Genomic DNA, 22,578 nt, shown 5'->3' on the forward strand with positions numbered 1-22,578 from the left:
AAGCTCAACGGCCTCGATCCGCTGGCCTATCTCGCCGACGTGCTCGACCGCATCCATGATCACAAGATCAACAAGCTAAATGAGTTGCTGCCGTGGAATTGGGTGCCACTGCCATCCGTGACGGACAGTCAAGCCGCGTAAGCTGCGGTATCATAGACGCGGTGACGGTGCCAATGGCGCGGTTACAAAAAAGTTAGTTCGGGGATCTTAACCATGGCTTTCGTCTCCTCAACCCGTGCGCGTCGGTGCCTTTGCAGCGAATGTTCACCGCGACTTAGAAGAGAAGATTGGCCGGGCCGGTTTGAGGCGAAGAAAAAAGCTGGAGATTTGGGCTTCAGTGACAAAGACCCGAGCGCGCACTCGATCCCGCGCCCGCCGAGCCGTTCGCTGTCACACAGCTCGGTGCCTGCTTTGCTATGCGCCACCGAGGAGCGCGTCGAGCGCGAGGGCTGTGGTCAACCCCACGCCCAGATCGCCCATGGCTGCCTTGAGCGCACGCGGCTCCACCCGGCCGGCCCGCAGCGCGGTTCCGGCTGCAAACGCGGCGCTCACCAAAACGGAGGCGCCTGCAGCTTCCAACAGTTCCTTGGAGATTGTGTCGCCGAGATCAAGATCCAGAGCGCCGCGGACTTCGGCTTCCAGCTCCGCATTGCTGAACCCGCTACTGGAGATGCCCGGGATCATGGCAGCAACTTCCTCGGTTGCGAGGATGTCGATGTCCGGATACCGCGACAGATGCTCGTAAATATAATCAGGGGACGCGACGGCCTTCAGTTGCACGGCCCCGATGATATTCCCATCGACCATGAATTCGACGTCCGATCCTGGGTGGTTCGTGGCCTCCGGAAGCTGTGCCAGCACAGTGTCGGCGTCCGCGTCCTCCGCGGCGGCGAAGACAAGTTCGTGGTAGATGCCCTTCACATTCGAGACGACGCCGCGCAGTTGATCGGGCTCAAGATCGGCGAGATAGTGCGCCAGATCAGCCTCGCTGGCCTCAGCCAGATCATTGTTGGACCGGCGGAGCGCATCCAGTACCAGGGCCTCCTCTGGGCGCCATGCATGATCGGGGTCGTCGATCAGGCGTTGGAATGTGACTGCGAGTACCACGGCGGCGCTGCGTCGGGTCACATCGTCGCCCATTTCCCCGCTATAGACTCGAGTTGTCGAACTGCGTGCAGGAGGCGTCGGCGTGGCCAGTACGCCAACCCTCCGGAAGGGGCTACGCATGTGTTATCTCCCGTTGTCTGAGCTTCCATGGTGAGCTCGGCGATTTTCGATGCAAGCGGCTGAAGCCCTTGCCGGGCGACGATCCTCATCTCGATTTCAGATGGCTGCAGCTCGCGGGCACGCAGCGCCCGCATCGGCGCGGCGAGGCGAAGGGCCGCGTAGAGCACCGCCTGCTCATGGGGGCTCAGATCTTGTTCGGCTCTGCGGCGTCCGAAGACGTGTCGTCGGACCAGGATTGCCACCGGGACACCAGCGGCGAGCGCGCCGCCCGCAACGATGAGGCTTCCGGCGGCAACACCAAGCCCGACAGTCGACCCGACCCAGTAGAGCGTCGCCGTCGTCGCGGCGGCCCCGGACAGGGTCGCGATCGCCGTGCCGGTGCCTGCAGCGCCAAAGGCGGCGATTCCACCGAAAGTCCCGGCCATCACGCCCGCGGCGACAAGTTTCGAGGTGGCGACGCCGATGATCGTTCCTGCAGTACGGTTCGATTCCTGGAGAATTGCGCCCACAACAGCCGTCAGAGTCTCGTCGAGTGCCCGAAGATCATCGACATCAACTCTTGCCCCGCCAAGGCGTGGACGAAGATGAGCCGCAAATCGTGCTCGATATCCTATTTCCTGCATAGCTTCGCCTGCTCCGGCCGATACTCGAACTTGTGCAAGCTACCATCCTGAATTCGCTCGATGGCTTCCAGGATCGCATGTAGCGGGACGAAGAACCACTCCCGCGGTTTCATCTCATTGCCGAGGCGATCTGGGATGCGGGTATCGAGGCGCGCGGGTGAAAAGAACCGATGCAGAAGATTTTCGAGCGCGACGCGGTTGATGTCGTAAAGCGCGAATGTTGCCACGATTTTCACGGGAGCCATGAGGAAAGTTGGTTCCTTCTCGGCATTGGCAATCCGGCGTTTCACATCGCCGCCGGTGACACCGATCTTGTGGATCAGATCGCGGTGCTCCGAAACTGCCGGATGATCGGAAAGGCTTTGCAGAACGTAAATCGTGCCGCTCTCGCTCCCTTCGACCGGTTCTGCGCGATCGAAAAGGGGGCCGGCCTCCGGGTCGGTGATCCGGCGCCCGGAAGGGTCTTGGGTCAGGGCTTTCTGCAGAGAGCGTGCCAGAAGGTTGTTCTCGGTCGCGTTGTCGTAGATGACGCGCAGTCGCCGGTCGATATTGCCCGAGTCGTTACGGAATTCCTCATTAGCTTCGGCAACATAGGCGATCAACCCATCGACCACGAAGAACCGGCCTTTTTCAATCTCTGATTTGCGCTCGAAGGGCCGGGTTTGTCTCCGGCCCGTCTCGATGTCGGATCGGACAGCGTCAAAAATCGCGGAGAATTCCGAGAAGTCGGTGCAGGGCGTCCGCGCGGCGATTTCTTCTGCCGCCTTGCGTTCGCTTGATGGGCGCACATGCCTCAACTCCGTGATATCCGAGCTGCTTCCCTGGTCAACGCCGAGCGCGGCAAGCAGGGCCGCATCGTCCAGATCCGGGTCGGTGCCGGTGGCATCCCCGGAGGCAGCCTCCAGCAGGCCCTGGTGGTCGAGTGGTTGGAGGAGCATGAGACAATTGGATTGCGCTCTGAGCCGCTCCAGGCGCACGGCATAGAGACGTTCGAAGATGTCGTGGTCTGCTCCATGCTCCGGCGCGCGACCATGTTCCTCGACAAACTTCTGGATGTCCTCGAAGCCCGCGATGATCCGTGCCTCCCGAGGAGACGCGGCGGTCGTCTTCTTTTTTTCCGGCTCGACGCCCAGCTCTGCGAGGATATCAAGGTCGCTACGTTCAGACATCGGCGGTCGCCTTTCTCTGAAGGAAGGCGATGCCCTCGGCCATCTGCCGTTCCCAGGCATCGCTCGATGTCAGGGATGGGAGGCGTCCGGTTTCCTTCTGGAAGCGGATGGCACGTGTCGCCAGCATGCGCGCTTCCTCATGCGTCAGGTTGATCTTCTTTTTCGCTATGACCTCGGCGACCTCTTTCAATGTCCGCTCGTCCATCGCCTTGCTCAGGATTGCTCGGGCGGTCTGGAACGGGTTGATCCGATCGATCAGGTCTATCTCGAGATCCTTGACGTCAGTCACGAATTTCCTGACCCCCTCGACGAAGGCAGTATTCGCTTTCGGCTCCTCATCCGCATCATGGGAAGGTGTTTTGTTCTTTGCCTGCTGCGTCAAGGCAAGCGTTGCGACCGCGTGCTGGCGCACGGCTTCGCGATCCTCCTCGGCCAGCTCCGGGTACCGGTCTGCAATGATCCGGCCCATCTTGACCTGGGTAAGCTCTTCGGCGGGTGTCTCCTCGTCGAAAACCCCGCGCTCCATGGTTTGACGATCCTGAACGAAGGAAGCGAGCACCTCGTTGATGTCCTGCTCGCAGATCCGCTTGGCTTCGTCTGATTTCGGGGTCACGAGCCCGCCGATCTCGAGATGCAGCTGGCCTTGGTCGTTGAAGCCCATGTTGGTCTGATCCGGCTGGTATCCACCTTCGCCATAGTCAAACCCTTCTTTGGGTCCGGAGGCCTTCGGGGTGAACGTGAATTTCGGGGCGAGAACCTGCTCCATCAGAAGAGACGCGGCGATCGCCTTCAGCGTGTCATTGACCGCCTCGTTCACCGTTTCCTCGGATGCATCCGGTTCCGCGATGAGATTGGTGAAGCGGGCGGAGGTCTTTCCCGGTGCGTCCCGGGTCGCCCTGCCGATGATCTGGACAATTTCGGTCAGCGAAGATCTGTATCCGACGGTCAGGGCGTGTTCGCACCAAATCCAGTCGAAGCCCTCCTTCGCCATGCCAAGCGCGATAATGATGTCGACATGATCTCGATTGTCGGCGTTCGCCGGATCTTTCAGCGAGCCGATCACACGATCACGGCGCGCTCCGTCATCGTCGACGAGGTCAGCGACCCTCAACGTCCGCCCGTCAGCAGTTTCAATCAGCTGGAAGCCCGTATCAGGGTCGGCGCCCTTCCAGGTGCCGAGGGATTGCATAACATCCTCTGCCTCCTTGATCTTGTCGCCAAGGCTTTCCCGGGCGTTGACGTTTGGAATGTGCACGATGGTCTTTTTGGCCGGATCGAGGATCTCGTGGATCGCTTCGATGTATCGGCCGGAATAGAAGTAATATCCGATATCAAGACTTTTGAGGTAGTCGTAGCCGTTTAGCTGTTCGTAGTAGGTGTAGGTGACCGTGGCGAAGCGGGCCTCGTCTTCAGGCATCAGCACGGCTTCGGCATCCCCTCGAAAGTAGGAACCTGTCATGGCCACGATGTGGATCTGGTCGCGCTCCATGAATGCGCGCAGGTGCGTGCCGAGCTTGTTATCGGGATTGGCGCTGACATGATGGAACTCGTCGACGGCGATCAGGCGATCGTCGAAGGCATCGACCCCCATCGCGTCGACGGCAAACCGGAATGTCGCATGCGTGCAGACCAGCACCTTTTCGTCCGAAGCAAGAAACGCGCGCACCGCGTCGACCTTGCCCTTCGCGATCTTGGGATCGTCCGCGCCAGGCGCGTTGCAGAGGTTCCATTGCGGGGAGACCGTCCAGTCCGCCCAGAAACCGAAATTCGACAGGGGCGTGTCCTTGAAAGACGACCCGATGGAGCGCTCGGGCACTACGATGATTGCCTGCTTCAGGCTCTGGTTCTCCAGCTTGTCGAGAGCGACGAACATCAGTGCTCGTGACTTGCCCGAAGCGGGTGGCGATTTGATAAGCAGGTATTGCTCGCCCCGATGCGCGTAGGCGCGCTCCTGCATGGCGCGCATGCCCAACTCGTTCGATTTCTTCGAGGTACCCGTTGCAGCATATTGGACAGAGACGGAGGGGGCGCTCTTCACTTGGTCGGTCATGCTTCGTCTCCTGCCTTTTTCGCGGCCGTCCATGCGTCCTCAATGACGCCATCTTCCGCGAGAAAAAACTCGCGTCCGAGAGACCGTCCATCGCGGTCGAGCACGGCGATCAGGGCCGCTTCGGCGGCCTTGCCCTGGATGGAGCCGGGAAACGCCGTTCGGCCCTCGGCCTCGGTGGATTTCAGGACATTCCATTGAAAGGGGCCGACCGGGATGTGCCGGTTGTGAGCTTCCCGCCTGTCCTCAGGAGCTTTGGAGAACCCGGCCTTGATGATCTTGCCGCGGGCACTCGGGTCATTGAGGAAGATGCCCGGCTTGCCGGACAGGGCCAGGACGTAAACATGGCATGGGCCCTCGGCCTCCCTGTGCTCTGTAGGGGACTGCGAAGTCGGACCTGGGCGACTTGGTCGGAGCACATCCACCGCAGGCGCAAAATTTGTCCCACTAATCGGAGGGCAGTTGAATACCTCGGTTTCACGAAGGTTCATTGTAAGGAGGCGTTTCGCCTCAGAAATGGACAGCGGCGAGCCTTGAGATCCGATATGCTGACCATTCTTCCCGGTATAGGTTTCAGATGCAAAATCTCTGATGTGCATCCTGCTATCCTCGGACACCTCCCAGGCTCGAACAACGCGAACAGCATTGGCCCAGCTCCCTCGTGATCTCGGATTGCTTTCCTTGTCCGCGAACGCGGCGCTCGGCATGTAATCCCGATCAACACCAATCTCGTGTGAACATTGGAGGACACCGATGATCTGATGCTTCTCCTCTGGCTTCGCCTGAGGAGACCCTGCGATCACGACCAGCACGCCAGCTTGGCTCCGACGGAGGAAGCTCTTGCGCTTCCCATCTGTGTCAAACCCTACAAAACCCCATGTGCTCGGGTCGAACCCGTCGAAATAGGTGATCCAGACGTTAGGGGGATTGGCATTTATTGCATCGAGAGGAGACATCATGACGACACAACCTTTGCAGTTGAAGCTACTACCTCGGTGACTGGTCGCCATCTGTTCATGAGCGTGATGGTCATTGATCGCTCCCGTTCTTCTCTTCGAAAGCGCGCACGCTCCCGTAGGTCTCCTTCACCCGGGTCTGCACCTTGCGCATCATGTCAGAGCCACGTTCGGGCCAGCCATGATGCTCGAACATCTGGAGGAATCCCCCGAACCGGCTTCGGGCGATCTCAGCGATCACTTTGGCGTCGCCGCCCGGTGTATAGGTCTTTCGCGTCATGGTGCCTCCTTGTCCCGCGCAACTGCCTTCTCAAGCCAATCCGGCCAGCTTCGAAAGTCATCCTCCGAGATCGTCTCCGGCATTGCTGCCCAGAAATCGACGATGGCATCCGAGAATTCGTCCAGATGGCCGTCGGTCACTTTCAAGTGACGATACCCGAGAAGGCGTTTCGCCAGTTCTCTGTTCGGCGTGGCATCCAGAAGACCACCAGCGAGTAGATCGGAGTGGTGATTTTTCAGGCTCTCCAGTGCCGGCCCTTCGCCATGCTTGTATGCATTTACCACAAGCCTGCACCTGTCGAGCCCCCGGTGACACGGGAGATCATCCACGGCCCAGCCAAAACAGGAAAGGAATTCCATCAAACCGGCAAAATTGACACTCCAAATTTCCGCCGGGACGTCCTTGCCGGAATGCCAATGCCGGATCTGCGTCACGATCCAGTCGCGGAGGTCCTTGTCCCAACCGTGATACATCCCGGCGATGATTGCGAGCCGAACGTCAGCATGAAGGTCATCCAGCATGCCGTAGAAGGTGATGCTCTCCTCCCAGGCGCGCTCGTCAAGATCGCTGGGATCGTCGCGCTCCGGATCGAAAAGATGCGAGCGTTCGCTGGCCCATTTTTCTGCGAAGGCGTCGGCCTCAGCAGAGACATCGTCGAACTGTGTCAAAAGACGCGAACGGCCCTCGTTGACATAGAAGCGATGTTTTTCGATCAGGTTTTGCCGGTAGCCCGGGTCCATGTGGAACAGAGTGTAGCCGACCATTCTCATCCGGCCTTCTTCGCGGTCATCTTCGTGTACATGTCGAAGAGCTTTTCGAGGCGTTCGGTGTCGTTGCGGAAGCGGCGGCCGATGTAGATGCGTTCGAGGGTTTCGTCGTTGCAGTCATGGGCGGCGCGGAGGTCGTCGGGCATCTTCTCGGGGTCGTAAAGCTCGGCGATGGTGGCGGGGAAATGCGCCTCGCGGGCGAGCAGTATGTCCTCGGCGCAACGGGTGAGGTTGGCCTTGTCGGTCTCGGTGAGCTTCGGGACGGGGAAGGTATTATAGGCAAGTCCAGAGGAATACCGAATATCAGTCTTGAGTCGCCCTGAAACAGCACGAACCCAGGTCATGTGGAGACGTGACAAAATCGTTGCAAGAACCCAGAGTTCTGGGTCGTATATAGCTTGAGCTGAATCCGACACGATCACACCGTCGGGCAGAAGACCAAAAGGAATATACTCTCTTCTTTCTGAACTCACGCGAGGGGCGATGATAGCCGATTTTTTCGATTGATGTGTGTATCTGAAGCTATGCGGGCGTTTCGCTAAGCCTTTGGCGACTTGTCCTCCCACTTGGCGCGAAGCCTTAACCTGTTCCACACGATCCAATATGAAGGAGTTTTCGAGAGCGTCCGCGACCTCATGATCCGGAATCCAAATGCAATATCTCCCGCTCCCGTTGAGGTAATCATATGAACCATACAAAGGCTTAATAAATCTTCTGACTTCGGGGTTCTTTTCGATAACTTTGTATACTTCATCTCGATCCAAGATGAGATTGCCGCCATCATAAGGGCTATTCCCTGTCAACATTGCGGGCATACCGAAAATAGACTTCAACTCCTGATTGACTACCATTCGCTTTCCAGCAGTCAAGTATGGGCTAATGCTGACTACTTTTTGCTCAACGCCGTTATCGAAGAGGCGCGCATCTGCGGCGGACCTTCGGGCAAGACCGATGATGATGCAAATTACCGCCGCATTGGCTTTCGCATTGTTGGCCCACTTGAAGCTCCTGTGTGCAAAGAAAATCTCTTGATCTCTATCAAATATCCGTGGCCACAACTGATGAACCTGCGCACCTTGGGACAGCGAGCTCGTCACCACGAATGCGGCCTTGGAATGCACCTTCTCGACGTAGCTTGACGCGACGATCACCCAACCCGAAACATAGTCGAGTTCTCCGATCTTCTTCGATGTATTGAATGCCGTTCTGAGATCTTCTTTCTGGATGTCGCTTTGTGACTTTCCGCCAAGATATGGCGGATTCCCACAAATATACGTTTCCCACTCCTCGCCACCGCCTTCCAGGTTCAACCGCCCCGTCGGACCACCCAAATCCTGCTCCTCGGGCGAGGTTGTTACCGGCGGGCAAACCTCCTCCCAATCGATCCGCAGCGCATTGCCCTGCCGAATGTTCCCGGTGGCATGGAGCGGTAGGACCAGCGCACGAGCCTCGGCCTGGCCGATGAAGCGCACGTCGCACTGGAATTCGGCGATCAGCAGCGACAGGCGGGCGATCTCGGCCGCGAAGCTCTTGATCTCGATCCCGTAGAACTGGGTGAGGGAGATGACCGAGCGGGTCAGCGCCTCGCCCCGGCGGCGCATGATCTCGTCCTCGATCTCGCGCATGCGGATGTAGGCGATGACGAGGAAGTTGCCCGATCCGCAGGCCGGGTCGAAAACCCGGACGCGCGACAGGCGTTGGCGCAGGTTGTAGAGCTTGCGCTTGTTGGTTCCCGCGGCCTCGAGCTGCTCGCGCAGGTCGTCGAGGAAGAGCGGGTCCAGCACCTTCTGGATGTTCGGCACCGAAGTGTAGTGCATCCCCAGCTCGCCGCGCTCGTCATCGTCGGCGACGGCCTGGATCATGGAGCCGAAGATGTCGGGGTTGATGGTTTTCCAGTCGAGCTCTCCCGCGCGCAGCAGGTAGGCGCGGGAGGTGCGCGAGAAAGTGGGACAGCCGATGTCGTCGGCGAAGAGGCCGCCGTTCACGTATGGGAACTTGTCGGCCCAGGCTGGGAGGCCAGGGCGGGCGGCCCCGTCGGGAGCCTTAGTGTTCATCGCCCCGAAGAGGCGCAAGAGGACGTCGCGCGTGTTCGAGCCGTCCGCCTCGGTCATGGTCTGGACCGTGGTGGTGAAGAGGTCGTCGCCTTGGAAGATGCCGGTATCCTCGGCGAAAAAGCAGAAGATCATGCGCGCCATGAAGCGGTTCAGGTCGCCGCGCTTGTCGGCACTGCCCCAGTCGGCGTTGTCCTTCAGGAGCTGGACGTAGAGGCGGTTCAGGCGCGAGGTCGCCTTGATGTCGATCGGGTTGTTCTTGACCTCGGCGACCGTGGAAATGCCGGCGAGGGGCAGGAAGAAGCCGAAGTTGTTTCCGAGTTCGTCGTAGCGGCAGGACAGCACCTCGCCAGAGCCAATCTCTTCGGCCTCGACCTGGGCGCCGTCTGTGGCGAGGATGAACTTGGCCTTCTGCCGTTCGGTCAGCGGGCTGGCCTTGAGGCGGGCAAGGGTCTCGACCGTCTCACCGGTATCGGCGACCGCGATGTGGATATTGTTGCGCTGGAGGACGCCACCGACGTCGGACTTGTTGGTATTGCCGGTCCGGAGGCGCTTGATGGTCGCCTCCTTGTTGCCGAAGGCGGCGAGGAAGGCAAACGGGAACTCGGCAGAGTCGAAGGGCTGCTGCGCGAGGTCAGAAACGGCTTCCTCGATCTCGACGGCGTTCATGATATTGATTCTCCCAGCCTTTTTGATGGGAGAATGGCACGTTCGGCCTGGTGCTTTCCAGTGCAGACCCATTGGCGGCGAATAGATGGCTCAAACCGCTTCAGAATCGTGCGGCCGATCGCGCCCGCTCGTGCGAACGGCGAAATTCATATCCCGGATGCAGATACCGATCGTAACGATAAAGCTTGCGGCCAAAACAATCTCAAAGATTGCCATGATCCACTCCTAAACCATGGCCGGACGTCTCATGCTATTTGCGCTATTGTCCCCTTAAAATCGCAGGATTAGCACGCTCTGTCGAGCCGCTCATCGCCACATTATCATTATGTATCCAAAAAAGTTTTCACGCGCTTTGGTTGCGGATGTGCTGGGGCGTAGCTCCGTCTCGTAGCAACGAGGAGGCCATGATGCCCAAAGATGAAGAGAGATACCTTACAATCGAAGAAATTGCGAAGCGGTTTCGCCGTCACCCGCGAACCATCCGAGACTGGATCACGAAAGGTGCCGTAACTCCGCGTGGCCGGGTCTTTCTGGACGCCACAAAGCCCGGTAAGAGCTGGCTTGTGCACCCAGACTGGCTGGCGCTCTTCGAGGATCAAATCCGTCCTCTGGGGATCGGGACGCATCTCGGTAATGTCAGTGAAGCCGCCGGCGCATCCTATCGTGCATCGGCGGACGATGATGCGGCCGCGAGATCCTGGGCTCGGATGCGCGCGTCGATCGGCGCGAATTAAAGATGCAGGCAGCCATCAAGCCACGCTGTCTGATCGTTACGGGGTCCTCTCGACGAGACCCCGCAACGATCTTGGGCCAGTGAAGGGCCCTGATCCCCGCGGCTTCCTCCTTCCGAGGTTTGTCAACGTGGGCCGCCACCTCATGGCCGCCAGCCTCGTGCCGCGGCCCACATCGAAATACCTTCAGGCTTCCGGACATTCGCTGCGCGTGCACGTCCCTGACCCGATGCCTCAAAAGCCGCCATTCCCAGCATAATGTGGCAGTAGGTGCACAACCCTAAACGGGAGGCCGGAATCCAGATTTACTTTGTAGCGCCAAATCACTTCTTGGAAAAAGGTGGCAGGAAGCACCGTACTACCCGTCACCCGATCCAGTTCCACCAATTTCGACCCCGACCGTCGACCGCGTGCTGATCATCGATCTGGCGGTCGCAGCGATTCTTGCTTGTAGGTCGATTTGCGTTTCGGGAGCCTCAAGCGTAACGACCAGAGCGTAGCGGGCCTTGTCGAGATAGCGGTTTTGGCTTGGGCGATCTCGCCACCACCCCATGACGGGATAAATGCAGAGTTGATCGCGAGACGCCAGTTCTACCGCCGGCCCCAACCAGACGTCAGCATGCAGCGAGCCTGCAGCGATTGCTTTCTCACCGAAGAACCATCCTTCATCGGCATCTCCGCTGACGACGCGATCACCTATGGCCGCGTTCCTGCGCCGCTGGAAGCTTACATCGGTCTCGCGTTTCCGCTTGAGATCGAACCGAAGGCCGAAAGAGCGATAACGGGCAGGGTCGAGCATTGAGCCCGCCAACGGGTTGGGCTCGACAAAATACGAGAGTGTTACCTTGAGCTTGACAGGCGTGTTTTCGAGTTCTTCAAGGGTCTCTGTGGGCCAAGGGAGATCATAGTAATGTGCCCGGCCATAACCGATGGGGCCTGTTGGCCGGTTTTCTCGCTGAGTGCGACCGGGTCGGTCATAAGGTTGGATGTAAGCTTGAGCAACGAGCGCCAGGTCGTTGGAAGCGGACGCGAGAGCTCGGGGAAGTTCGGGAACACCGTAACCAAAACGCCGCCTCAACGCTTTGCGACCCACCATGCCTGGTGCAGCATCAATCTCAGCAGACATCTTCGGTGTCCATCTGGCACTGTGTACCATCAGAGCGCGCACGGTTTCTGGCCAGTATGTCGGGTGTTCGGCCATGATTGTTGCAGCCATGCGGGAAGCCTGCGCGGTTGCCGCACTGGTTGCGTAGAAAGGCATGAGCCCATCTCCGGCACCGCCCTTCCCTGTGGAGATGATCGACAGTGACGGCATCCCGTCGGAAACCTGATCACCTGCGACGTTTTTCGCACGATTCCCAGCCTCGAACACGACCTCGGGTTTGATGGGCTGGGTGCCGTCCGGCCAAGCACAGGATGTCCTGCCAAAAGGGCTCAAATCTCCTACGTCGGCACAAGCCGACCACTCGGCTTGGTCTTTCGGCTCAATGGTACTCTTAAATGTGACGCCACCGACGGTCAGTGCGTTCCATGCTTGCGATGGATCTTCGCCTGGTTGAACCTCGGCATCTGAGATCGAACCCCAGTCGGGTGAGTGCGCGATGTTGCCAATGGCTTGAACAAAAAGCCGTTTTGGCGGTTCCTCGCCTTCAGCGGCATCCACACCAGAGGAAATGCGATCAAGCGCAGCACTCCAAAGGGTTGGACGATCACCAGGGCGATTTCTGTTTGTGACAGCCGAACAGATGGTGCGGCGCCTTGTGGGGTTCCGTAATTCCGCAAGGCTGACCGCCTGTTCGATGATCGCTCCGTAGTTCACCTCGTCATTTGGGCCTCGCACAGTCGAGTCCGGAGGAAGGACCTTCACGCTTTCCAGCCGGTGTCGCAATTCGTGCGTAGAACTATCCGCCAAGGGGGCTGTGAGGTCGCCGTGCAGAGCCGTTCCGGCCATAGCCGTCCCGTGCCCAGGGTGATGGTGATCGTCGACTCCCCAGTCATCGTCGACGGCTTGTGTCTCTGTTGGTGAAAGCGCGGGCTCAATGAGTGGATGTGCACGGTTCACGCCGGTGTCGAGGACGCAGACGGCAGGGACTTCGGCACCCGGCCAGACGATACGTTCTGCAAGGTCCTCGACCAATCTGTCTTGGTCGCGCCCTGGCAGGTCAACGAGGATTGTGGGGTCATCGGTCGCGCGACCAAGTTCGGCGAGACCCGGCGCGCCGATGTCAAGGATTAGTTGGACGTGTTCCCGGGTCGCGTGCACAGGCATGACGAGGGCTTCGGGAAAGATGCTCCATCGATCCTCCGGAGCAACTTGCATTCCAAGGGCGTGAGCAAGATCGCAAACGTCGTCCACGAAATCTTCCCAGCACCAAAGCGCCCACCAAGATGGCGGCATCCCGAAATCGGGTAGCGTCGCTGGGTCTTCACGCCACAAATCTTCCAGCTGTGTCGGCTGGAAGCCCTCGATGGGCTCCATGCGGGACGCGAGTTGCGGCTTTCCCGTCTTGGTGAGTTCCCCTGATCTATAGACTTCGATGGCTCGCACGAGTTTCGCTCGTGCCTCCGTGTCGGGAAGGTGTAGAACCAAGGTGTGGTGTCCGCCCTCATTTGATGCAGATTCAGCGCTCTGACGCGTTCCTTCGCTGGCTGGCTGAACGACAACACCCTTAGCATCTCGATGAAGTTCAACAGTAACGAACGTGCCCTGCGCTGGCTCGATGTTTTCCGGAAGACGTTCGCGCGGGGGACGGCGATTTTCTGCAGCCTGTAAGGAAGCAGCCAGACCTTCGCTCAGGCGTGTCCCGTGTTGAGCGCGGTTCCGATCATATACACGCCCCATGTTCGGCTTATGGGCGGTGAAAGGCCGATCGGTTAGGAGCGGTGTAACGTCAATATGAGAACGGTCGTAGTCAGGCAATTGTCAGTACTCATTATCGCGATCGCCGGTGAAGACGTGGCGCATTTCTTGTCGTGCCGTAAGCTGCTCAAGGAGATCGTCAGTGCGCACGGTGTCACGTTCAGATAGTAGCGCAATCTTAGCGGCTTCGTCGGCGGCTCGGGCGAGTTCTGCTTGGCTGAGACCCTCAGCGGCGTCGACCACGCGCTCCCATGCGATACGGGGATACTTCATCGGCCTGAGGTGATCGCGTATTACCTTTCGGATCTCGTCCTTAGACGGCATCTCGAACCGCAAAACTTCGTCGAAACGTCTTTGAAGCGCTGGGTCGAGAAGATCGGGATGGTTCGTCGCTGCAAGGATCAGGCTGTCCGTGGACGCAGGCTCCTCCATGAACTGAAGGAAGCTATTAAGAACACGCCGCATTTCACCAACGTCGTTCATTGCCGTCCGTCGGCCACCGACCGCGTCGAACTCGTCGAAAAGATACACACCGCGCCGACGGATCGTCTCGTCAAAAACGAGGCGCAGCTTAGCCGAGGTCTCGCCCATATATCTCGTGATCAGAGTCTCCAGACGAACAACGAGGAATGGTAGGCGCAATTGACCTGCCAATGCCTCTGCCGTCATCGTCTTGCCTGAGCCAGGAGGGCCCGCGAAAAGAAGTCTGCGCGAAGGCACGCGATTTCCTTCGCGAAGCCAAGTTCGTCGCTCTTGCTGGAGAACCACTCGATCCAAGCGGTCCCTTAGCCTTTCGGAGAGCACGACGTCCGAGAGACGACACATCGGCTCTCGAAGATCAAGCAGACCTTCAAGCTCGCCACGTGGGCGAGCCAGTTCAACATGAACGGACGCTCGATCACCTTTGGATTTCCGCAAAGCCTCCACGGCGGAGCGGATTTGCTCAGCGCTCGTTCTTCGACCCTGTCGAGCCTCGCCCGCCGCAACCTGCAAGGCAATGGCGAGAAACTGATCCTCGTCGCCCTCTGCACGGCTACGCAGCATCGATAGTATTTGCTTAGCGTTCGACATTCGGCCCTGCACGTCCTTTCAAACAGACGGTAGAGGAAGCGCGGTACATTGCCAATTCACTATTTACCATCGCCGCAAACGCAGCCTCTAAGGTGACGCAAAAGTCCGTTTCTGCGACTCTGCGCTGCAGCATCAGGGGAGCTGCGGGCGTCCGTTCAGGGCCGGTTGCGCCTTCAGCTTCGTCACGCCACCTGCTTTTTTTGCTTTCGCAAAGGGGCTGAGACCCAACCACTTTTGCATCATGGCGGCGATCACCCGGTCCCCGGTAAGCACCAGATCGCCCCGCGTGAGTGCCGAGGCGAGCCATGGGGTGGCGAATAGTCCCGGTGGCCGGCAGGAATGCCGGCCACCGCCGCAGGTGTCACGCTTTCGGACTGAGCCTGTGGGCCTTGTAACGCTTCTTCCCATCGATGTTCGTCCCGGCGGGAAGCTCTTGGATCCATCCGTATTGCTTCAGGATCCCGAGCAGGCGATCGAGAGCCTTCGATCGCCGCGCTGCAACCGGCCCGTATTGCAGGATCCGGTCGGTCGCGAAACCATCGCCGGGCTGCAAGTTCTTCCGAAGCCAATCCAGAAGGGTCTGGGCTTGGGCGATCTCGGTCTCGTTGGTGGCCGCGATGCAGAGGAACTTGTATTGACTGAGGTAGTATTTTACCAGCTCGCAGGCGGCTTGCATGACTTCGGCGGAGATTTTCCTTGTGTCCCAGTCCTCGAAGAGCGCCAGGATCGCCGCGAGGCGGCATGCGTGTTCCGCGGCTTTCGACGCGAACCCGGAGATGTCGGCGGCCCAGCCACCCGGACCGATTTCGGCTTCGACCTTGTCGTGAAACTCGACGCAGATTGCGAAGGCTTCGTCCGACAGGGCGATGGAACGCTCGGTCGGGTCCTCGAGCGTGCGGGTCAGGGCGGCCTCGACTTCATCGCGGAAGCTAAGGGCAGCTGCTTCGTCCTCGTCGGTCGGCCGCCGGTATTTTCGCTTGCCCATGTTGCTTTGCGGCCAGCAGGGAAGCATCCTGGCCAGAATTCCTTGACTGGTCAGGAACTCGTCGCCGTAGGTGTCACGGATCAGGATCGGTTGAAACATCAGGTTGAGAGTCGTCGCCGTGGGCGGCACGTAACCGTCACCCTCCTGGGTCGCGCGTGGCCGAAAGAAGTAGTCCCCATCCCACAGCTTCGAGACGATGCCGCTCGTCTTTGCCCGCTGGTCCTTCGACATCGAATGACCACCCCAGAAGCTCGATGCCTCGTCGGTGAACCAGCCGAGAAACCCGCATCCGGAAGCGATTGCCTTGAATGCGCCCTCGACTGTCGGTTCGGTCACCAGAAAGCTCGGACAGACGGGCGCGGCAGGCTTATCTTCTCCGCGTCCGGTGCCTGCGAGATCCGTCTTGTGGCGTGCCATGGCAACTTCATGCTCGTTCCGGAGGCGCATCACCACCCGGTCGATTCCGGCCCTCGCGATCCTGTCGGCGGCGCTCTTGCGCTCGCCTGAAAGAGCGATCGTGACAAAGGCGGCAGTCGCGTTCGCCTCCGATACGAGGGTCTGGACCTTTGCCCGGCTGCCGACGACAAGGGATGCCACCGACAGTACGGATTGGGCTGCGATCGCGGCCGGCCCCTGGGTTTTCCGCATGATCGCTTCCGCGGCGCTGCGCAGTTTCGGCGTCAAGCACTCCAGCGGGAAGCCGGCGGTTGACGGTTCCGCATGGGGCAGCGGCGTGGGCTCCCGGGGCGGAGGGGCCGTCTCCCCGGACGGGACTGAAAAGTTCGGCTTCGACGCGTTGGCGTCACCTATGCCGACGAGGGATTTGATGCGGGCAAGCATTCCTGTTCTCCGTTGCTGCTCGGGTTGTGACCAGGAAATCGTGCGATCGGTTTTCCGGCGGAAACGGCAGGGAGCGGAATCTTGCGGCGGAGGAGTTTTTTTGCCCGTGGTCTGGCGCAGTCGCTCTGCAATCCTCTCGTGGACAGGGATCTGCGCTGGGCGTCGCGTTCTAATGCATTTCGGATCTTCTGCTCAGTGGCTGGGGTTTTGTTATGAGCGTGCCCCTCGGCAAAATCTTCGATGCTGTTTGGGACCGATCGAGCCGGGGCCTAATTGCATGCAACCATGCAAGACAAGCCACTCCACCGATGCGATCTGATCCGCTTCTTCAACACGACCGAAAGGGGGCTTCCCCGGATTCTGCGGGAGCTTGACCTGAGACTCGTCGGAGGAACGACACGCTGGTCGGTCGTCTGGCGAACGCTTGGCCTCAAGGAAGACCAGGACCCAGTCGAGATTGACGACCTCAGGGAACCGCTTCTGCGGGCCGCAGACGTGGCAAGTCTTCTCGGTGTCTCCACTTCCATCATCTACCGGTGGGAGAAGGGAAAACTACCCAAGGGGCAGAAACCGTTTCCCAACTCCATCGATCTGTCGAACGGGCGAAGAAATTCCCGTGCGAAACGTTGGCGCAAGGCCGAGCTGCTGGCGTGGCATACCGGAAAACCGATCCCGCGATACGCCAAAGCCGCTCCGGCCTTCGGCGCACTCATTCCCAACAAATAAAGCCATCAATCCAATGCAGACGCCACTTCCGATACGCCAATTTCGCCCAAGCGACCCGGATCATCGGCAAGCGACCGAGATACAGACACCCGGAGGATTTCACCGGCGGCAACCTTCCAGGCGTGTGTATCCAGATCGCGTTTTAGCGACTGAAACCGCGTTCTGGCGACACACGAAAGGAAAACAAATGGTTCAGTTCACGATCAAGACCGACACCCCGGCCACAGCCATCACGACGGGTCGAGGGTCGGCTTCTGCCGACAAGACAATGTTTGATCTCCATACGCATGTCCAGGCGCGGAAAGATATCGCAAGCTCCACGAAGAACTCGTACCTCGGCGCGATCAGCTACCTCGCAGAGCTCAAGAACAAACCCCTGTCAGGTATTCCGGCATCTCTCGAAGAATTTGATGATTGGTTTCCTGTAGACGCATTCAATATAGACAATTGGCCGACCAACACAGCCTTCGAACTCTGGCGTCGCCGGGTTCGCTCATCGCTCAGAAAGTTCCTGGGTGTGACGAAAGCTTTGGCGGACTTGCGTGCGCAGCAGGACGAATGGAACGATCTCTTCGACGCGATCGAGCCTCTTGTGTCCGGCAAGGTCGGACAGTCCGCCAGGTGGCATCCCATGAAGCTTTCCGCACTCAAGACTTTCGCGATCGTCGCACGGGCCTATGGATATATGCCTCGCGATATCGATTTGTCCGTTGCGCTTCGGCTCGACAGCGATTTCACGGGCAACAAGAAGGAGGCGAACCGTCGCTCTATTGACAGGCTTGATGAGCTGCGCCAGTTCCCGGAAGTTCTGCCGCTGCTTCCTCCGAAACCAGTCAATTTCAAGCCCGAACTCCGACGCAAGGCCAACGTGCCGCTCGTTGGCAGGTGGGAAGAGCAATTCTGCAGCTGGATCGAAAAGGTGACCAAGACGGGCTGGGATCCCGTATCCCGGCAATTCGCGGATGACCATCAAAGCCACGCCGATGTCATGCGCTCAGCGATGCGGACGTTCCTGCGCATCGCGGTGGATACCGGGCGGGCGTGCGACGCCGATGCCGATCTCGAGGTCGTGCTCGGAGACGATGATCTGGTCACCGAAATCGCCGGCGAGTTGTTCGAGCGGACGAACCGGCGCAAAGGCGAAGGACGTCTCGCTCCGCGGACCTGCCGGAAATACCTCAAGGCGATCGGACAGATCAGGCGGCATCTCGAGATCGACAACTCCGAACTCGAGTTGATCGTTGCGAACAACGCCACCTCCCGAGAGGGCGCCAGCGCCGAAAAACGCATGACGAAGAAAAACCGACAGTTCTGCGAGTCACTGATCGACAAGCCCCATGTCCGACGCCGATTCTTCTTTTCGTTCGCGACCCTCAAACAGGAGGCGTGTTCCATTTTCGAGAAGGCTTCTCTCGAGGAGCGAGCGCTGACCAGTAGGGAAATCGGCACCGCGCGCCTCCTCGGCTCAGCTGCGTGTTTCGTCGCAATCGAAATCGGTGGAGCTCCGATCAGGATCGAGAACGCGATGGGCCTCACATGTTTTGGTGATGATGCACAACTGCGAGTCCCGAAGGGCAAAGGCAAACCGATGCAGGTATGGATCCCCCCGGAATTGACCAAGAACAGGCAGGAGGTCGAGTTTCCCATCCAGTACGACAAGTTCGGTTACTACGAGACCATCCGCTGGTATCTGAAAGAGATCCGCCCGCTGTTCCCCCATGCAGACAGCAGTCCGTATCTCTTTCCAGCGGTGAAGACTCCCGGCGCTTCGATGAATCCATCCTGGTTCGGATCGGAGTTCTCGAACGTGATGCGCACATATGTCGATCTGCCCATGACGCCGCATCAGATGCGACACGGTCAGGTGTCACTGCTCCTGAATGCGCATCCTGAAGAAATCGAAGTGATCGCGAAGCGCATCGACGACAAGGCGGCGACCATGCGCACGTTCTACAGCTTCATCAAGGCACTCGCGATGGTCGAACGTGGCCAGGATCTCCTGAAAGGATTGATCAATGTCTGAACGTACATACGACACGCGAGGCCGAGAGCAGCTGCTTGCCGGTTCGCAGTTGGCACGCTACCGCGGAATCGCTTCGATCAAGACCATCGGTCTGCGCGAGTTGCGTACGCTCGACCAGTTTCTCGCCTGGTCGAATGAAGCCGATCTGGAGTTGGCCAGAAGCGATGTCTTCCTGGCTTTTGCGGGTCAGGACAAGTCCACCCGGCGGCTCGAGAACCTGCGAACGGCGCTCGATCGATTGTTGCCTCGGGAGGCGAGTGCGCTCGTCGCTATACGCGATGCGATCCGGAGCAAGCGCCCTCGCAGCAGATCCTGTGACCGGCGTGACCGGGCAACGCTTCTCGAGAGTCCTCACATCGCGCCATATCGCGGGTTGGATGGGCTTGAGGAGGTGGATCTGGAGGACCTGCGTGTTCTGGAGCGTTTCATGGCGTTCGCGTCCGAGCGGGGGATCGAAGTGCCGGACGTCAAGGATTTCCTTTCCTTTTGTTCCGACGTCACGACCTCGCGACGGCTGCGCAGCCTGAAGACCGCGCTCGATATCCTGTTGCCAGGAAATCCGGGCGTGCTCATCACCTTGAACGCAGCCATTGCTGAGAAAGGCACACCCCGGTCGCGAGCCAAGTCGCGCAAGGCGCGATCGCCGGGCAAGCGTTGGGTCCCGTTGACGGGGTTGCCCGATCAGTGGCGGCGACTTCTTTCCGCGCTGCGTGCGGGGCGGATAATCGACGGTCGGCGTCCACCGGCCCGGAGTGTCGTCGACAATATGGAGGAGGTGCTGCGCGAATACGCGAAAGTTCAGCAGGACGCCGACGCGGGCATCGATCTGACGGTCGAGGGGCTTCGACGTTTCGAAGACAGCAAGGCCGGACACGCACAAACGATCTCCGACCCGAAATACATCGGGCAGGGCAATCGTCCGGCGACCCGCCATACAGCGATGATGCGGATTCGTCGTTTTGCGGAGTACCTGGGCTGCGATGACATGACAGTTGCCGCATTCAGGGCGCATGAGAATGCTCTTCGACGTGAATGCGATACGGTCGTGCCCTTGAAATTCGGAAAATACGAAGGCCTGCGGGCGTTGGCCGAAACATGGGAGCTGGCTCACGATCTGCTTGAAAGTAGCTTCGGAATGAGGCGCAGGCAGACGAGGCTGCGGCTCGTCAACGAAGCCGCCGTGCTTGCCCTTTGGACATTCATCCCGTTGCGCCTGCAGGACGGGCAGCTCTTGTGGGGGCGCGATATCTATCATGACGGAGATCGATACCGGATCGACATCGAGACGCAGAAGGAGGGCGAAGAGCTTAGAGGCCGTCTCCACGATGCATTGACGCCCTTCCTCGACGCGCTCGTGCTTACGGGCATCGATCCCGCATATCTCGATGCAATGCGTTCACGCGCTGATGCAGAGGAATTGCCGGTTTTCGTGGGAACAAATGGCCGGATTCTATCCTCAGGCTATCCATCCGCTGTCTGGCGAAAGCATCTGGGAACTGGCGCACACATCGCGCGGACGCGGATCCACACCGAGCTCGGGAAGCTCGGACGCGAAGGTGTTGATGCTGCCCTCGCTCTGTGCGCGCAACGGGACGAACGGAGCAGGACGTTCTATCAAGCCAAGGCCGTGGCTGCCGCGCAGCGCACCAAGGGCCAGGAAATGATCGACGCGATGCTGCAGGAATGTCTGGCTGAAGATCAGAGCGCCTGATCGGCGCCGACGTCGCGACAGGACATTCCGGGAAGCGGTGGGTGCCGGAGAATGCCTTTCCGGTCGGTCGTCAAGCAATCTTGCACGTAAAGGTGGGCGAGACACTGAAGCGTAACCCAACCGCCGCCCGGCGCGCGCCCTTGAATGAGGGCGCGCCGACCGGCGGTCGGGGTATCTGAAAAACTGGGCGGGGACGCCTTGCGCGACGCCAATCGCCAAGCGTGGCGGATCTGCACGATCGGACAGATCAGGCCACACGACAAGAAACGCACCCTTTCGCAGCGGGGATATCTGACGCGGCCCATTCTGGGTTCGCGCATCACAGAGAGTGAGTATCCCGATGAAACACGAAACCAAGATCAATTCCTTGCTGCGAATCATGAAGATTGCGGATGCGTTCCGTCACTGGCTCTGCCAAGACGGCGATACCCTCGTCGCCTCGGCCGACCTCCTCGGCGGGTCTACATGGGCCCTGCGAGCGAGCGCCGTCGTCGACTGCGCCGGGGAAGGGGGCGATCTGCATACGCATCGGCGGACCTTGGCACGACTGGCACAGCTTCTGCGTCTGGAGTTCGTTGATGACCTTTCACGACCAGAAGCGGCCCGTTTCGCCGCTCTTCATCCCGACGACCCTCGGGCCACCGAGGCCATGCTCTGTGCGGACGCGATCTCACGGGGAAAGCGGGCGCTGGAAGCGCTCTGGCTTGCCGGACTTCCGAGCCACGGTCATGGTGAGGAGGTGCGGTGATGGAGATTGCGAAGACTCCCGGTCTCACCACTGCGCGCTTGCAGGCAGAGTTGGCAGCTCAATGGCTGCACCTGATCCGCTTTGCGGCTCACCCCGGCGCGCCCACCTTCTCACCCAGCGTGTGTCACTACCACGCAATGCTCGATCCGGAGGCCGACGACTCTGTCCGGCTGGAGGCGTGCCGCGCCATGCTGCTCTGCGTCCGGCGGCGCCTCCCGGTCGAGGACTTCAAGGGCCTTGCGAAATTCAGGGAAGAGCGGCGTGAGGATCCCTATGGCAAGGCGTGGCGCACCACGCGAAGCGGCGCCGAGCTCTGGATGATTGCGCATCTTCTCGAGTTCGCGATCAAAGGGCTCGAGGAGGGCTGCCAATAAATCGTAGGCACCGGGGCCGCCGTCGGGCGGCCCCTCTTACAGGATGATCGGCTTCAGCCGCGCAGAGCGACAACATTTTCCGGAAGTGTCTCTGGATTACGCCATGGTGAAACGATCTGCGAGATATCAATCTCGATCGATTGCACCCAGTCGTTGATTTCCTCGATCGGGGATCCTTCGGGATCGTAATGCTCCTCGGTCACGTCTCGGAGCTCATGGCCGATCATCCGATCAGGCTTCAGAGCTTTTGCCGGATGACATCCTGCAACATCTCGCGATCCAGCGTCAGATCAGCCACGATCTTCTTCAACCGGCCATTCTCATCCTCGAGCTGCTTCAGCCGCTTCATCTCGCTTAGCAGCAATCCCGCATACCTCTTCTTCCAGTTGAAGTAGTTCGCCTCGCTGATGCCTGCCTTGCGGCAGATCTCAAACGCCGGCGTGCCTTCTTCGTCCTGCTTGATGACGAACGCTTTCTGCGCGTCCGAAAACTCCAGCTTCAAACGGTCCAGTTTGCTGGGGGCAGATCAGTTGATGAATGGCGCCCGGAATTAGTCCACATTTTGGGGGAAGCCTGTTTTAAGCATTCCGTTGACCCGACCGACCATAAAGTTTATCGAAAATAGCTACCTTTCCTCCTGACCGGACGTGTCGGCTTGGACGTGTCGGATTCGCGATGAAGAATCCCTCCCGGGCCTTACGCCCTCATGATCCTGCCAAG

Annotated in this window: 20 protein-coding genes and 1 pseudogene; 7 read left to right on the forward strand and 14 right to left on the reverse strand. The window is 59.4% G+C overall.

Translation table 11 applies throughout. The annotated features are described in order from the left end of the window. Positions 1–141 (forward strand): transposase domain-containing protein (locus BHD06_RS10130; protein WP_139784691.1); only part of this gene is annotated, 141 nt, incomplete at its 5' end. A gap of 273 nt (positions 142–414) precedes the next feature. Here the strand turns inward: BHD06_RS10130 and BHD06_RS10135 are convergent. The 9 genes from BHD06_RS10135 to BHD06_RS24265 all read right to left on the reverse strand — a co-directional run bounded on the left by BHD06_RS10135 (position 415) and on the right by BHD06_RS24265 (position 10,005). Next, complete coding sequence (locus tag BHD06_RS10135; RefSeq protein ID WP_080456887.1) at positions 415–1,140, reverse strand: hypothetical protein; 726 nt, start codon at positions 1,138–1,140, stop codon at positions 415–417. Continuing rightward, on the reverse strand, positions 1,125–1,850 hold the full coding sequence (locus tag BHD06_RS10140) for a hypothetical protein (protein ID WP_080456888.1): 726 nt from the start codon (positions 1,848–1,850) through the stop codon (positions 1,125–1,127). The genes BHD06_RS10135 and BHD06_RS10140 overlap by 16 nt, the downstream gene beginning before the upstream one ends. Further along, complete coding sequence (locus BHD06_RS10145; RefSeq protein WP_080456889.1) at positions 1,838–3,019, reverse strand: GIY-YIG nuclease family protein; 1,182 nt, start codon at positions 3,017–3,019, stop codon at positions 1,838–1,840. The genes BHD06_RS10140 and BHD06_RS10145 overlap by 13 nt, the downstream gene beginning before the upstream one ends. After that, entirely contained in the window at positions 3,012–5,069 is a 2,058-nt protein-coding gene (locus tag BHD06_RS10150) for a DEAD/DEAH box helicase (RefSeq protein ID WP_080456890.1), read from the reverse strand. Before BHD06_RS10150 ends, BHD06_RS10145 begins: the two co-directional genes overlap by 8 nt. Then, on the reverse strand, positions 5,066–6,025 hold the full coding sequence (locus BHD06_RS10155) for a hypothetical protein (RefSeq protein WP_080456891.1): 960 nt from the start codon (positions 6,023–6,025) through the stop codon (positions 5,066–5,068). The genes BHD06_RS10150 and BHD06_RS10155 overlap by 4 nt, the downstream gene beginning before the upstream one ends. Before the next feature lie 70 nt (positions 6,026–6,095). Continuing rightward, the gene (locus tag BHD06_RS10160; protein ID WP_080456892.1) at positions 6,096–6,302 is read right to left on the reverse strand and encodes a hypothetical protein; all 207 of its coding nucleotides are present in this window, start codon (positions 6,300–6,302) and stop codon (positions 6,096–6,098) included. Further along, entirely contained in the window at positions 6,299–7,066 is a 768-nt protein-coding gene (locus BHD06_RS10165) for a hypothetical protein (protein WP_080456893.1), read from the reverse strand. Before BHD06_RS10165 ends, BHD06_RS10160 begins: the two co-directional genes overlap by 4 nt. A 2-nt stretch (positions 7,067–7,068) precedes the next feature. Next, positions 7,069–9,789, reverse strand: a complete 2,721-nt coding sequence (locus BHD06_RS10170; protein WP_080456894.1) for a DNA methyltransferase — start codon at positions 9,787–9,789, stop codon at positions 7,069–7,071. Between the two features lie 90 nt (positions 9,790–9,879). Then, complete coding sequence (locus BHD06_RS24265) at positions 9,880–10,005, reverse strand: hypothetical protein (protein WP_254892377.1); 126 nt, start codon at positions 10,003–10,005, stop codon at positions 9,880–9,882. Between the two features lie 191 nt (positions 10,006–10,196). Here BHD06_RS24265 and BHD06_RS23710 point away from each other — a divergent pair, with 191 nt between their 5' ends. Continuing rightward, positions 10,197–10,523 (forward strand): helix-turn-helix domain-containing protein, encoded by a 327-nt coding sequence (locus BHD06_RS23710; RefSeq protein WP_176214326.1) that lies wholly within the window; start codon positions 10,197–10,199, stop codon positions 10,521–10,523. A 355-nt stretch (positions 10,524–10,878) separates the two neighbouring features. On the opposite strand, the gene BHD06_RS10180 is transcribed toward BHD06_RS23710, so the two are convergent. The 3 genes from BHD06_RS10180 to BHD06_RS10190 form a co-directional block, all read right to left on the reverse strand. Next, positions 10,879–13,440: a S8 family peptidase gene (locus tag BHD06_RS10180; protein ID WP_139784692.1), complete on the reverse strand. Its 2,562-nt coding sequence runs from the start codon at positions 13,438–13,440 to the stop codon at positions 10,879–10,881. Positions 13,441–13,443: 3 nt separating this feature from the next. Then, positions 13,444–14,424, reverse strand: coding sequence for an AAA family ATPase (locus tag BHD06_RS10185; RefSeq protein ID WP_254892378.1), 981 nt, complete (start codon positions 14,422–14,424; stop codon positions 13,444–13,446). 388 nt (positions 14,425–14,812) lie between these two features. Then, positions 14,813–16,276 carry a DUF3987 domain-containing protein gene (locus BHD06_RS10190; RefSeq protein ID WP_080456897.1) on the reverse strand — a complete coding sequence of 488 codons (1,464 nt, stop codon included), beginning with the start codon at positions 16,274–16,276 and terminating at the stop codon, positions 14,813–14,815. A gap of 285 nt (positions 16,277–16,561) precedes the next feature. Here BHD06_RS10190 and BHD06_RS10195 point away from each other — a divergent pair, with 285 nt between their 5' ends. The 5 genes from BHD06_RS10195 (at position 16,562) to BHD06_RS10215 (ending at position 21,858) form a co-directional block, all read left to right on the forward strand. Then, positions 16,562–17,002, forward strand: a complete 441-nt coding sequence (locus tag BHD06_RS10195) for an AlpA family transcriptional regulator (protein WP_080456898.1) — start codon at positions 16,562–16,564, stop codon at positions 17,000–17,002. A gap of 187 nt (positions 17,003–17,189) precedes the next feature. Continuing rightward, positions 17,190–19,025 carry a hypothetical protein gene (locus tag BHD06_RS10200; RefSeq protein WP_080456900.1) on the forward strand — a complete coding sequence of 612 codons (1,836 nt, stop codon included), beginning with the start codon at positions 17,190–17,192 and terminating at the stop codon, positions 19,023–19,025. Then, entirely contained in the window at positions 19,018–20,736 is a 1,719-nt protein-coding gene (locus BHD06_RS10205; protein WP_080456901.1) for a hypothetical protein, read from the forward strand. The genes BHD06_RS10200 and BHD06_RS10205 overlap by 8 nt, the downstream gene beginning before the upstream one ends. 340 nt (positions 20,737–21,076) lie before the next feature. Continuing rightward, entirely contained in the window at positions 21,077–21,484 is a 408-nt protein-coding gene (locus BHD06_RS10210; protein ID WP_080456903.1) for a hypothetical protein, read from the forward strand. Beyond that, a complete protein-coding gene (locus BHD06_RS10215) occupies positions 21,484–21,858 on the forward strand; it encodes a hypothetical protein (RefSeq protein WP_080456904.1) in 375 nt (124 codons plus the stop codon). Before BHD06_RS10210 ends, BHD06_RS10215 begins: the two co-directional genes overlap by 1 nt. 53 nt (positions 21,859–21,911) lie before the next feature. Here BHD06_RS10215 and BHD06_RS23715 read toward each other — a convergent pair whose 3' ends face one another. Together BHD06_RS23715 and BHD06_RS10220 are read right to left on the reverse strand one after the other, a co-directional pair. Beyond that, on the reverse strand, positions 21,912–22,061 hold the full coding sequence (locus BHD06_RS23715) for a hypothetical protein (protein WP_176214327.1): 150 nt from the start codon (positions 22,059–22,061) through the stop codon (positions 21,912–21,914). 41 nt (positions 22,062–22,102) lie between these two features. Further along, positions 22,103–22,360 (reverse strand): annotated as a pseudogene (locus BHD06_RS10220) (transposase); the annotation flags it as partial. Between the last annotated feature and the right edge of the window lie 218 nt (positions 22,361–22,578).

Origin of the sequence: Roseovarius sp. A-2 (assembly GCF_002072155.1) — a bacterium.
In the GTDB taxonomy this organism is placed as follows: Bacteria; Pseudomonadota; Alphaproteobacteria; order Rhodobacterales; family Rhodobacteraceae; genus Roseovarius.